This is a genomic window from Oricola nitratireducens (assembly GCF_014904745.1).
GTDB lineage: Bacteria > Pseudomonadota > Alphaproteobacteria > Rhizobiales > Rhizobiaceae > Oricola > Oricola nitratireducens.
In genome coordinates this window covers 34,755-46,814 of the sequence record NZ_JACZCS010000010.1, presented here as the reverse complement: position 1 = coordinate 46,814, position 12,060 = coordinate 34,755, and the positions used below count along the sequence as shown (strand labels likewise).

Below are 12,060 nucleotides of genomic sequence, written 5' to 3'. Positions count from 1 at the left end.
GCTTCCCGCCGCCGCGTTTTCCGTTACGCGCCATAAACCCTTTTTTGGCGTCTCCGGCCGACAATGTCTGACCTGAGCCCCGACTTCCCTCCAGCTGTTTGGAGAGTCCTGGGTCTCATTTCTGGCCTTATGCGGCCTGCATTTCCAGCCTGATTTTCGTAGCAAACTCGGCCGGCGGGATGTTGCCGAGGGCTGAGTGTGGTCTGTGGTTGTTGTAATCCTCCTTCCAGTTGGCGATGGCGGTCCGGGCTTCGGCAAGTGACGAGAACAGCGTCTCGTTCAGCAGTTCATCGCGAAAGCGGCCATTGAAGCTCTCGACAAAGGCATTTTGCGTGGGCTTGCCCGGGGCGATGTAGTGCCATTCGATGCCGGTTTCCTGGCACCACCTGAGTACGGCCATGCTGGTCAGCTCGGTGCCGTTGTCGCTGACGATCGTGTTCGGCCGGCCGCAACGGGCGATGATCGCATCGAGTTCGCGAACCACGCGCCGGCCTGAAAGCGAGGTGTCTGCAATCAGCGTCAGGCATTCGCGCGTGTGGTCGTCGACAACGGCCAGGATCCTGAACCGGCGGCCATCGGTGAAGGCGTCGCTGAGAAAGTCCAGGCTCCAGCGTTCGTTCGCCTGTTCCGGCACAAGCATGGGTCGGCGCGTTCCCAGGGCCCGCTTGCGACCGCCGCGCTTGCGGACCTGCAGCTTCTCTTCTTGGTAAAGGCGTCTGAGCTTCTTCAGGTTCATCGCGATCCCCTGTCGTTGCAGCATCACGTGAATGCGCCGATAGCCGAAGCGCCGGCGCTCCGCGGCGACCTGCTTCATTGCAGCTCTCACCGCCGCATCGTCCGGACGCACGCTGCGATAACGCACACTCGACCGGTCGACTGCGAGCACATCACACGCCCGACGCTGGCTCACACCGTGCACTGCGCACAGGTGAGCCACCGCATCCCGCCTGGCATCGGGCGTCACCATTTTTTTGTGGCGACATCCTTCAGCATGGCGTTGTCGAGCGTCGCTTCGGCCAGCAACCGCTTGAGCTTGGCGTTCTCGTCTTCCAGAGCCTTCAGGCGCCGGGCATCCGACACCTCCATGCCGCCGAACTTGGCCTTGTATTTGTAGAAGGTCGCTTCCGAGATGCCGTGCTTGCGGCAGACATCGGCGGTCTTCACCCCCGATTCCTGCTCCTTCAGGATCGCTATAATCTGCTCTTCCGTGAACCGTGAACGCTTCATTCGTCCGTCTCCGTGATCGACGGACTCTACCAAAATCTGGAGGAGATTCAGGGGCTCAGGTCACAGCCGCTGGAACAAGGCTGGCCTATGTCAGCTGAGTAACCCCTTTGTTTGGTAGATAGGCCCGAAACATTTCTACAACCCTATAAGTCTCGCCGCGATCCGGCCCGGATTAATCCGCGACCCGGTGGAAAAGCCAACGTACCTGTGGATGGCGCTAAACCGGAAGTTGCGGCGTACTGCAGCGCATCAGCCGTGTCAGAGGGAGCTTGAATTCTTGCGGCGATCGATTTTGGCTGCTGCCGGCGCCTTCACGGATGCGAAGTCGAATCCTATGGCAGATGATTAGCGCTGAAGGATCCACGAAACGGCTCCGCTCCAGATCGACCTTACGTTTCAGGACGATAGAGATACTCAAGAATTCAATATAGATCTTGTGTGAAGCCATAAGCATTAACCCGTTCCGCGCGATATAAAACAGCGATAAAGGGATGGCAACGATTGATTGAATTTCGCAGAGTCAAGTAAGAATCGACATGACTTGCAACCCCAGGAGAATCTGTCTCTCCTCCTAACGGAACGGAGGACAAGTCATTGTTGAAACGACCCTCAAGCGACGTAACTACGGCGCAGACAAAGCAATCTCCGCAGGCGAGTCTCAAGAAATCCACGCGCCTACATCGACTGTCTGTCCGACAGACCCAAGCTTATCAGCGCAGAAAGATACGCCGAGTATGGCGTCGATGAGGACTTTTCATGGCCGATGTTCTCTGCAATCGCATTAGGGCGGCGTCACTAGGGACATCCTTGTCTGCGGCCGTATCGGGTCAGGTAGTCCCTGCGGGATTCGTAATGTTGTTCGACAGCGAGTTGGAGCCTCTGACCGCGGCGAACCGGTATCTTTTGGACAAGATCCCGCCAGCAAAACGCCGGACAGGCGACTGGGAAAACACCCAGCGGAGTTATGCAGATGATTTGGCACAGTGGTGGACATTCCTGTGCTGCGTAGGTCTCGCATGGGACGAGGTGACCTACCGCGACCTTGAAGAATACGCGGCATCCTTGGCGAACCATATCTCTGCGCAGACCGCACGGCAGTTAGCGCCATCCACGCGCCGGCGTCGCCTGGGAACGGTCTGCGACTTTTATGATTGGGCATTTGCTGAAGGGCTTGTTCCAGAGGCGGTCATAAAGGGTCCCGCACCCCGCGACCGTCTCCTCTGGGCTTCTCAGAACGACGCGAGCCAGGGGAAATCGCGGAAGTTAAGGCTACTTCCCGATGAAGATGACGCGGGACGCCGGATAAGCCCGTTGAATCCATCCGACCTTCAGAAGGTGTTCCGTGCTCTTGGACCGCCAGCATTTCCGGCAACGGAGGGACTGGGGCCGGGCCGGAACAGACTGGCGGCAGAAATTGCCCTTCATTCAGGAATGCGAGTCTCCGAGATCACCGCAGTGACAATCTACCAGATTCTGTCGTTGGAGCCGAAGATAGACAGCGCCGATCCTTGGAAGCAACTCATGCTACGCATCACGCGTACGAAGTCCGGAAAGGCCCGTAACGTTTATCTGCCGTCATTTCTGGTGGTCGCAATAATCCGGTACATTGGAACGGAGCGGTCCGCGATCATCGCTGCAGCCCGAATGCGGGGCAAGTTCTCTGCCGAGCACGCGCGACTTCCGCTTGCCTTGTTTCTGAACGGCACCGGGTCCACGAATAAGAATCTCGCTATGCCTGTGAAAGCTTCTACAATCAGTAGGGCCTTCACCAAGGCCGTGAAGGGATGCGGCCTAATTCGCACCGAGGTAGGTTTCCAGATCGATCCGGCTACGGGCCAAGCGATAATTGATGGGGAAACTGGCGCCTGGTCCCACATCGCAATTGAGGTCGCTGCTCATACTTTCCACGACCTCCGTCACACCTTCGCGGTGAACCTCTATGAAGCCGAATGCGCAGCGGGTAACGCGTCGCCATGGAAGAAGGTGCAGGCACGTCTGGGTCATGAATGGCTCACGACTACGACGGAAATTTACCTCGCATGGGTTGAAGACAAGGAGCCGGCCATTTCTGACGCTTTCGCGAAGTATCTGGATGAGGAGCGCCATATCCATGCCTCATAAGAGACAACAACGAAAGAACGCATTCCGACCAACGATCGTCGGAAGCGGCGGGCACACAGAGAACAGGTTGGATTGCTCCAACGTCAGGGATCTGATGGAGTTCGGGGTGGTCCGAGATGGGGAGCGGTTGCAAATACGCTTTCGAGATCCGTCGAGCCCGTCTGGATTTCAAGAGATCTCGCTGAATGAATGGTCTCACCATGGTGAAGTGGCAGATGCACTCGCCAAATACGTTTGGGCTTGGGGGGCAGCAAAAGCGCCAGGCACACGGCGGTCGCTGGTCAAAACCATTGAGATCTTCCGTCAATACCTGCGTTCTCGCGAAGAGGACGGTCATGAGCAGATTAAGCATATCCCTCAGATCAGCGCTGCGGTGCTGGATGGGTATGCGGTATGGCTCGAAAAGCAGCAGCCGAAAGGTGGAGTGGGTTGGTCTAATGCGACAAAGGCGCTGCGATACAATTGCGCCTATCGGTTTTGCGAATGGCTAGCAGGAGGGCGCAGCCCCCCGTCGACGCTGCCAGAAATCGGGCCAAGAAGATGCCTTTGGTCCCGCGACGGCAAAAATACGACTTCGTACCGCTTTCTGTCGGAGCAAGAGCTTCTGGCCGTGCGTGACGCGTGCCGGAAGGAAGTTGCCAAGGTGCTTGCGGACTTAGAATTTGGGGAAAGTGTCGTCGCTGATCCATCAGTGTCGCTCCCATCGCCCGGTGAAAGCTCACAAATCCCTTATAGAGATCTAAAGGTCTGCATTAAATCGTTTGATGTCTACTTTTCTGAGGGGGTGCCAAAACGGAGTGAGTTACGGACGCTCCATCCTGGCCTATCCCGTACGCTAGTCAAGGAATACAACTCCGCGGAGAATATTGCCAGGCATTTATATTTCACCTCACGTACGATCGTGCCTTTTGTTCTATTGTTGACAATCGACGCGATGTACAATCCGGCTACGGTTCTGTCTCTGTCTTGGGAAGATATTCAGAAGGGACATCCGATCTTCGGCGACGCGAGATGGCGGCTAAGCGGCCGGAAAGGACGCGCGAATGAACGTCAGTTCCGATCATTTGCGGCAAGTTCGTCAGATCCAATGACGACCGTGAACCTGCTTAGGGCGCTCGAAAAGCACACGGCGCGGATCCGCAGTAACTTGCCCATCATCCACCGCAACCGCGTATTCTGCTTCTGGCAGGCGCGCGGCCAGCAGTTTCGCGTCTTTGGCGCGGCCCACGACCCATCAGAAGATAGCGGATGGTGCAGGCAGCTTAAAACTTTCATCACCGACCACGAGTTGCGCGATTTTTCGCTGGCCTCACTTCGTAAGGGTAGTGCAGAGCTAGTCGATGCCTTCACTGCGGGAGACATTAAGGCGCAGCAACGAGTTCTCGGTCATGCAAGTGCGACCACTACGGACCGGCATTATCGGTCACCTTTCGCGAAGCGCCGGAGAACTGAGCGCTTGGCGACGGGTATGCAGTGGCACGAGCGGTATGTAACGAGTGACGGTAAAGCCGACACGCGGGATCACCGTCTTTTCGAAGGCCGCAATACCGCGGCCACTCCGGGATTCGTATGTATTCAACCTCATAGTTCGCCGCAGCTTGGTCAACGTGAGGGACGAATGTGCAGCGCCTACGGCAAGTGCCCGGACTGCCCCCTCGCGATGGTGAACCCGCGCGATCCCTTTGCTTACAAAAGGCTGACGCAACTGAGGGACGCCATAAATCTGGCGCGGACTCGGGTCGAGCCGGCGAGATGGTTTGCAGAATGGAAGCGACACCTGATCGCGATCGAAGGGGTGTGGCTTCCGTTATTCGGGCAGACAGCAATCGAACGCTCCGCCTTGCTTTCTCTACCTAGTATACCCCCGGTGGAATAGGGACGCGCGACACCATGTACCCGGAACGAGAGCCGCTTCACCGTCTGGACCAAGAAGTCCTTAAATCGAAAACCGTCTCGTCCTTAAGCCGTTGGTCGGACCAGATATGGCGGTTTCCAGTAGACACAGCGGGTCATCGGCACGCAACGGCGAACTGGGACTTCGAATTGCCTGGAGGATCCTCGACGGATGATTGTTGGCAGCCACTTATCGACCTCGGCAAGCGACTTCTATGGTCAATTTATCAAAATAACGATGGCCGCGGCACGAAACCTTTAGGAATCAATGAGTTCGCCTCCAGTATTCGATATCTTCTGCAATGGATGGCTTGGAATGATTTCAACGACTTCTCCGAAATTGACGAACATGCTGCATCCGAGTTCGTGCGCAACGTTGTCCACGAGAAGGTGAATACCGACAGCGACGGAATAAGCGTCGATTCGCTTGCACGGCTCATCGGGATCCTTCCAAAAATCTACGAGCAGTCCAACGAATTCTGTGACGTTCCGGGAGCCTTAATGGCGCGTCACCCGTTTCAGGGGCGCTCCGCATACGTCATCGCTAGACAATTCTGCTCCAAGGAGTCGATGGCTATTCCGGCAGTGCCGGACGAGGTTTTCGTTCCGGTGGTTATGAAAGCATATGAATGGCTAGAGGCTCCTGCGCGGGATATCATCAGGCTCTCGACCCTGCATGAAGAAGTTCGCATTCAGTACCTTGCCGCGCCTTCGAGCAGCTACACGTGGCATATGAATAGGCTCTTGGGAAGGTTCGAATTCAATGACCTTAGCCCGATGGCGGAGCCTTGGCGGCAACCTCTCATCGTATCGTCGAACGATCGAAATGCCGCGGCAACTGATGACGCAGGACAAGCGAATGGCGCAACACGACAGTTAAGGGCTTTGATCCAAGATCTCCGTAGCGCATGCGTGATCACGCTTCAAAGTGGCACGGGCATGCGAGTTAGCGAAATCGCGGGACTCCAAGCCGAGCCGTCCTTCGAAGGCGAGTGGCCAGGTTGTGTCGAAGTGCGCAAGTCGTTCACGGGTATGAATGAGCTCTTCTACATTAAAGGCCGGCTCTTCAAGACCACCGAGAAATGGGTGGATACGGAATGGCTCGCTGGCTCGAGGCCCTCAGGCAGCGCCTACTTGCCACCGCCCATTAAGGCAATCGTGATCCTCGATACTCTGTTCCGACCATGGCGAGAGCGTTTCGACCTATCCGATCTCATTTTGTCATTGGGAGCAACGGGCGGCCTACCTAGAGAGCACGCCACACCGAACGGCATTCTCTGCGATACGCTGAACCGAGGTCAAAAGCTATTCGTCCGAGATCACGTAAAGCTCCCCCATCAATGGGAGGATTGGAACCTCACGACGCATCAGTGGAGGAAGGCCTTCGCTGAGTATATGGTAAGGTCTGAAGGCTCCTTGATTGATGCAGTTTCCGATCATTTCAAGCACATGTCGGTTGCAGTGACCGAGCAGGGCTACCTTGGAAACGATCCGATCCTCGCCGGCGTCGTCGACGATGCAGCTTCTCGCGAGGCTTCCCGGCTGCTGTTCGAGGCAGTGAACGGGCGAACTTTAGTCGCTGGAAAAATGGCGGACATAGTTGAGGAGCGGAAACAGAGCATAAGCCTGCTGTTTGGGTCGGAAGGAAGTGATGACGATAAGATCGACAGGATGACGGCCCTTCTCAAGGAAGAGGGCGTGCGTTCCTGGCCTGCGGAATGGGGGGACTGTCTCTTTCGGGAAGAAACTGCTCGTTGCCACTTCCAATTGAAGGGAAGGTTTGATCTTACCGCCCATCGTCCTGAACGATCACAGCGGTGCGCATCAGTCTGCTGTTTATGCGCCAATTTGATGATCTCTCCCGCCCACAAAGACTTCTGGTTTGCTCGGTACGAGGCGAATCGGGCTTCATTCCGCGAAAACAGCGCTTTTGGCGACCGGATTTCAGCTGCGGTCGCAGCGGATCGCGTCAGGACTTCAGCAATGGTGCTGCGGAAACTCGGTATCGTCGTTGAAAGCCTCGAGAGCTCTGAAGAGAGCCGACTGGGAATAGGGGCGAGGCCGGAGGAACTGTCGTGAGATCCACTAACACAAGAGCGGATTTCGAACATGCCTTAGAGCGGCTTCGTGCTGGGACACCGGAGAATCTGGATCTTCAAAGTTTTGCATCACGCGGGACACTACGGATCAGTCTGACGACGGTCGCTGTGGAAGCTGGCCACAGCCGTACACTGATAAGCGGTAAGGGCTGCCAGTTTCCGGACATCCGCGATGCGGTTCTTGATGCATCAGGGCGAGCAAATCAAAATCTGTCCGAAGAAGGAGGGCACGCCTCGTCCGCGACGACCTACGACTTAATCATGGGCCTTAGGGAAGAGGTTCGTTTGTTGCGAGACGAGAAGGCAATCCTCGCGACGAAAGCGGTGGAAGCGGACGCCGTGGTCAGAAAGCTCGAGGAAATTATAGCAAAACAGAAGTCTCAGATCGCGCGACTGGGCGGTCGGCGCGGGCCGGACCGCACGGAGAAAGTGCCGCAGGAGACTAATGTCGTAGGGTTCCCGCACACTCGCTAAAGTGCTTCCGTAGACTGCTCTCAGTCGCGAGCGTGAATGTTGGCGGACGACGATTATGGCGTCAGTCGGGAGCAGTGCGAGGCATCCTCTCCCATCCGCTTCGATCTCGTGGCCCCCCGGTGGCCGCTCCTTCGCGTTATCTCGTCAAAATCTGATTCAGGTGCCCGCTTCCGGATTGGTCATGCTGGACAGTGAACAGCATCAGTTCGTATAAGGTTCGAATCCCGCCGCTCCGACCATTTTTTCCTTTCCCGCCGGTTTCGCCTGGCGCGCTTCCAGCGCCACGCATCCCCAGATGATGCCGAGCAGCAGGTAGAAATGCCGCCAGTGGTCGGTGTCGATCACGTTGCCCATCGCGGTGTGGCCTGCGAAGACGATATAGGCGCACAGCAGGTAGGGCTGCCACGGCCGGTCGCGGAACAGGAGGCGGAAGCCGGCGCCGAGCGTGACCATGATCAGCGTCACATAGGCGGCAAACCCCAGCCAGGAATAGGCGAACAGCGCCTTCAGCCAGATATTGTGCGGGTCTTCGCCATAGATGCGCCCGAACTCCAGCGGCCCGATCCCGAGCGGCGTATGGGTCGCCTTTATGTAGCCGAGCCAGTGCCGTTCGAAGCGGCCGAGCCGGGAGGCGTCGTAGTCCTGCAGCAGGTGGGCGCGCTCGAAGAAGATGTTGCGCACCGCGTCGAACTGCAGCGCCACCACGACGACCGCCGCCGCCCCAGCGAAGGCGAAGATCGACAGGAGCATGATCCTGAGCCGGAAACGTCCCGAGGAACTGCCGAGAAAAAGGCCAGCGGCGAGACAGGCGGCGCAAATGACGAGCAGTCCCCAGCCGGCGCGTGAAAACGACAGCAACGTGGCAAGCAGCAGGATCATCAGGATACCGATGGACACCGCGAGATTGCGGGCGCGGCCGGTCAGAATGCCGTGCAGGCAATAGATCGTCGGGAGCGCCAGGTAGGGCGCGAACACGTTCGGATCCTGAAACGCGCCCTGGGCGCGGCCATAGCGCGTGAAGATTTCGGCTCCGGGCACCAGGTGGAAATAGCCGATAATGGCGACAAGCCCAGTCAGCACGGCGGCAACGGTCCAGCCGTTGAAGATCAGCCGCAAGAGGTTCGGGTGCGTTGCGATGATCGAGGCGTAAAAAACCGCCGTGAACGCCAGGAAAAGCGAAACGGCGATATAAAGCGGCGCCGTGTTCCAGTCGTCCATCTGCGTCATCGCGATGACGCCGCCAATATTGAAGACGACCAGCAGGGTGAGCGGCAGCATGACGCTGCGCGGGATCGTCATTCCGACGATCACCCAGACGCCGATAAGCGCCACCATGTAGAGTTCGTACGGTGCCGGCTCGTCGATCACGAAGCCGCTCAGAAACACGCCGAACCAGATCGCCATCGCGGCGAGATGCGCGTTCAGCGCCCGGTTCGCGGCTTCATGCGGCAGCGTGAGCGTCGTGTCCGTCAATACGCATGTTCCGTGTTCAGCAAACGGATCGGCGTCAGGAACAGAATCTTCAGGTCGAACCAGAGCGACCAGTTCTCGATATAGTAGAGGTCGAACTCGGTGCGCCGCCGGATCTTGTCGTCAGAGTCGATCTCGCCGCGCCATCCATTGATCTGCGCCCAGCCGGTGACGCCCGGCTTGACCCTGTGGCGGGCGAAATAGCCGTCGACCACTTCGCCGTAGAGCCGGTCCGACGATTGCGCGCTGACGGCGTGTGGGCGCGGCCCGACCAGCGACAGCTGGCCGCGCAACGCGTTGAAGAATTGCGGCAACTCGTCGATCGACGTCTTGCGGATGATGCGTCCGACCCGGGTCACGCGCGGATCGCCCTTCGTCACCTGGGCACGCGCCGTCGGATCGCATTGATCGACATACATCGAGCGGAACTTGTAGATCCAGATCTCTTCATTGTTGAAGCCGTGCCGCTTCTGCTTGAACAGCACCGGCCCCTTGCTGTCGAGCTTGATCGCGATGGCGGTCGCGAGCATGACCGGCGAGAGAACGGCGATCCCGATCAGCGAGAAGACGATGTCGAACGCCCGTTTCGCAACCGAATCCCAGTCGCGGATCGGCCTGTCGAAAATGTCGAGCATCGGCACCGAGCCGATGAAGGAATAGGTGCGTGGCCGGAACCGCAGCTTGTTGGAATGCGCCGACAGGCGGATATCGACCGGCAGTACCCAGAGTTTTTTCAACATCGTCAGGACGCGGTCCTCGGCGTCGAGCGGCAGCGAGACGATCAGCATGTCGATGTGGGCGCGCCGGGTAAACGAGACGAGTTCCGCGACATTGCCGAGCTTCGGGTATCCGGCGACGATCGGCGGCGAGCGGCTGTCGTCGCGGTCGTCGAAGATGCCGCAGATGCGAATGTCGTTGTCGTGCTGACGTTCCAGAGCGCGGATCAGCTTTTCGGCCGGCTTGCCGCCGCCGACGATCACCGCGCGGCGCTCCATTGTGCCGTCGCGCGCCCATTTGCGGATTCGCACATTGAGCAGCAGCCGTGTCAAGAACAGGAACACCAGGCCGCCGAGGAACCACGAGCCGCTCCAGAACCGGCTGAAATCCTCCGATGTCTTCAGAAGGAACCCCGCCAACGCAAGCAGCGCGAATGTCGCCGCCCAGGCGAGCGCGACACGCGGAAACCAGCGCAGCGGCCGGCGCAGCGCGCGCATGCTGTAACCTTCCGCGATTTCATTGAGAAGGACGAAAAGCGTACTGCCTCCGGCAATGGTGAGCGCGTAAGGCCAGACCGCACCCGTGCCGACATAGGAAAGCATGATGGTTGTCGCGATCGCCGAAAGACCGAGAAATTCGCCGATACGCAGAAGGCCGCTCACCATGACGGGCGAGGTGGTATCGGTGCGGAGCTCGTCGGCTATCCGTTCGACAAGCGGCTCGAGGGTGCTTTCGCGCACGCTTGGCTCCTCGCCATTGTCGTAATTCTTGACCGTGTCCGGTGAGTAGCGCAGACGTGGATCGACTTCGTTCATGGGATGCCTTCGCAACTGATGCGAAGCCATATAGGGCAAATGCCCTAAGAAACGCTTGATAAGGCGCCGTTCTTGCCCGCACTGCCTCGGCGTAAGGTTAACGCCCCGCGATAGGCCTTCAGCGCGTTTCTGGCCATGACCCGCGCCGAAAACCGGGCCTCGAGCGCCTCGCGCCCCGGCATCCAGCCCGCAAGCGTTCCCGGCTCCCCAAGCGCGGTCTGCATCAGCCGCGCCAGGGCCCCGGCCTCCGGGACGATCAGCGCCGGATTGCCGGTGCCGAAGATTTCCGGGATCCCGCCGACCGCGGTCGCGATCATCGGCATGCCGGCGCCGAGCGCTTCCAGAACGACATAGGGAAGGGCTTCGGCCCGTGACGGCATCACGAAAATCCGGGCCAGCGCAAAGGCTTGCCGTGCGGGCATCGGCGCGTGGAAGCGGACCGCATCGTCGAGGCCGAGATCATGCGCCAGCTTCTTGAACGCGCCGGCATCGGGGCCGTCGCCGACCATGACGGCGCGAACATCCGGGTGGCCGCCGGCCCGCAGGTCCGCCAACGCTCTCAGGAAGAGGTCCGGCCCTTTCAGTATCCGCATTTCGCCCAGGAAAAGGAAATCCGCGGCGCCGTCCGCCGGCGTGACGATCTCGAATTCCTCGTCCGTCAGGCCGTTATAGTTGACCGACCACGCGCAGGAGGGCTCTCCGATCTTCTGCGCATAGGTCCGCCGCTCGTATTCGGCGACGAACAGGATGTGATCGGTCAGCCGTTCCAGCATGCGTTCGACCCGGAAATAGACTTGTCCGGCCCGCGATGCCGGGGCGTAGTGCAGGCTGCCGCCATGCGGCGAATAGAGACGGGCGACGCGAGACCTTTCTGCCCGTACCAGTGAACCGAGCGCGCGGGCGTAAACGCCTCCCTTCGCGCCATGTCCGTGCAGGACATCCGGTTGCAATTCCTTGATGATCTTGAGAATCCGGCCGGCGCCGAGGAGGTCGCCGAGTCCGACTTCGCGTTGCATCTTCACGCGATGCAGGCCGAGCGACAGCGAGCCGGCGAGGCCGCTGGCCATGTCCTCGTTATAGCCGGGCGTGCCGGGCAGGTCGCAGATGACGCCGACGCGGTGCCCCTCCGCCTCATGCGCCAGCGCGACGTCGCGTACGTGCCGGAACAGGCCGCCCATTGGCGCACGCAGGACGTGAACGATGCGCAGGGGTTCGGGATCTCGCATGGATCTGGTTGAATCCGT

Annotated in this window: 8 protein-coding genes; 4 read left to right on the top strand and 4 right to left on the bottom strand. The window is 59.0% G+C overall.

The window, feature by feature from the left end:
• Positions 1 to 127: 127 nt before the first annotated feature.
• A protein-coding gene (locus tag IG169_RS06735) for an IS3 family transposase (protein ID WP_193175413.1) occupies positions 128 to 1,227 on the bottom strand; the annotation gives its coding sequence in 2 pieces (ribosomal slippage) (positions 128 to 975 and positions 975 to 1,227; 1,101 coding nt in all).
• A gap of 852 nt (positions 1,228 to 2,079) precedes the next feature.
• Here IG169_RS06735 and IG169_RS06730 point away from each other — a divergent pair.
• The 4 genes from IG169_RS06730 (at position 2,080) to IG169_RS06715 (ending at position 7,814) form a co-directional block, all read left to right on the top strand.
• Positions 2,080 to 3,348, top strand: a complete 1,269-nt coding sequence (locus IG169_RS06730; RefSeq protein WP_193175412.1) for a tyrosine-type recombinase/integrase — start codon at positions 2,080 to 2,082, stop codon at positions 3,346 to 3,348.
• A gap of 94 nt (positions 3,349 to 3,442) precedes the next feature.
• The gene (locus IG169_RS06725) at positions 3,443 to 5,224 is read left to right on the top strand and encodes a DUF3435 domain-containing protein (protein ID WP_193175411.1); all 1,782 of its coding nucleotides are present in this window, start codon (positions 3,443 to 3,445) and stop codon (positions 5,222 to 5,224) included.
• A 14-nt stretch (positions 5,225 to 5,238) separates the two neighbouring features.
• Positions 5,239 to 7,320, top strand: a complete 2,082-nt coding sequence (locus tag IG169_RS06720) for a hypothetical protein (RefSeq protein ID WP_193175410.1) — start codon at positions 5,239 to 5,241, stop codon at positions 7,318 to 7,320.
• Positions 7,317 to 7,814 carry a hypothetical protein gene (locus IG169_RS06715; RefSeq protein ID WP_193175409.1) on the top strand — a complete coding sequence of 166 codons (498 nt, stop codon included), beginning with the start codon at positions 7,317 to 7,319 and terminating at the stop codon, positions 7,812 to 7,814. The genes IG169_RS06720 and IG169_RS06715 overlap by 4 nt, the downstream gene beginning before the upstream one ends.
• Positions 7,815 to 8,015: 201 nt before the next feature.
• Here IG169_RS06715 and IG169_RS06710 read toward each other — a convergent pair whose 3' ends face one another.
• From IG169_RS06710 to IG169_RS06700, 3 genes are read right to left on the bottom strand one after another with little or no spacing between them, the layout of a single operon-like run.
• Positions 8,016 to 9,287: a hypothetical protein gene (locus IG169_RS06710; RefSeq protein ID WP_210325902.1), complete on the bottom strand. Its 1,272-nt coding sequence runs from the start codon at positions 9,285 to 9,287 to the stop codon at positions 8,016 to 8,018.
• Positions 9,284 to 10,816: an undecaprenyl-phosphate glucose phosphotransferase gene (locus IG169_RS06705; RefSeq protein ID WP_193175408.1), complete on the bottom strand. Its 1,533-nt coding sequence runs from the start codon at positions 10,814 to 10,816 to the stop codon at positions 9,284 to 9,286. The genes IG169_RS06710 and IG169_RS06705 overlap by 4 nt, the downstream gene beginning before the upstream one ends.
• Positions 10,817 to 10,860: 44 nt before the next feature.
• The gene (locus IG169_RS06700; RefSeq protein WP_210325901.1) at positions 10,861 to 12,042 is read right to left on the bottom strand and encodes a glycosyltransferase family 4 protein; all 1,182 of its coding nucleotides are present in this window, start codon (positions 12,040 to 12,042) and stop codon (positions 10,861 to 10,863) included.
• Between the last annotated feature and the right edge of the window lie 18 nt (positions 12,043 to 12,060).

What these genes read in the sequence shown, in the direction of transcription:
- IG169_RS06730 (WP_193175412.1), top strand. Translation starts at nt 2,080, where the DNA reads ATGTTGTTCGACAGCGAGTTGGAGCCTCTGACCGCGGCGAACCGGTAT.
- IG169_RS06725 (WP_193175411.1), top strand. Translation starts at nt 3,443, where the DNA reads ATGGAGTTCGGGGTGGTCCGAGATGGGGAGCGGTTGCAAATACGCTTT.
- IG169_RS06720 (WP_193175410.1), top strand. Translation starts at nt 5,239, where the DNA reads ATGTACCCGGAACGAGAGCCGCTTCACCGTCTGGACCAAGAAGTCCTT.
- IG169_RS06705 (WP_193175408.1), bottom strand. Translation starts at nt 10,816, where the DNA reads ATGAACGAAGTCGATCCACGTCTGCGCTACTCACCGGACACGGTCAAG.
- IG169_RS06700 (WP_210325901.1), bottom strand. Translation starts at nt 12,042, where the DNA reads ATGCGAGATCCCGAACCCCTGCGCATCGTTCACGTCCTGCGTGCGCCA.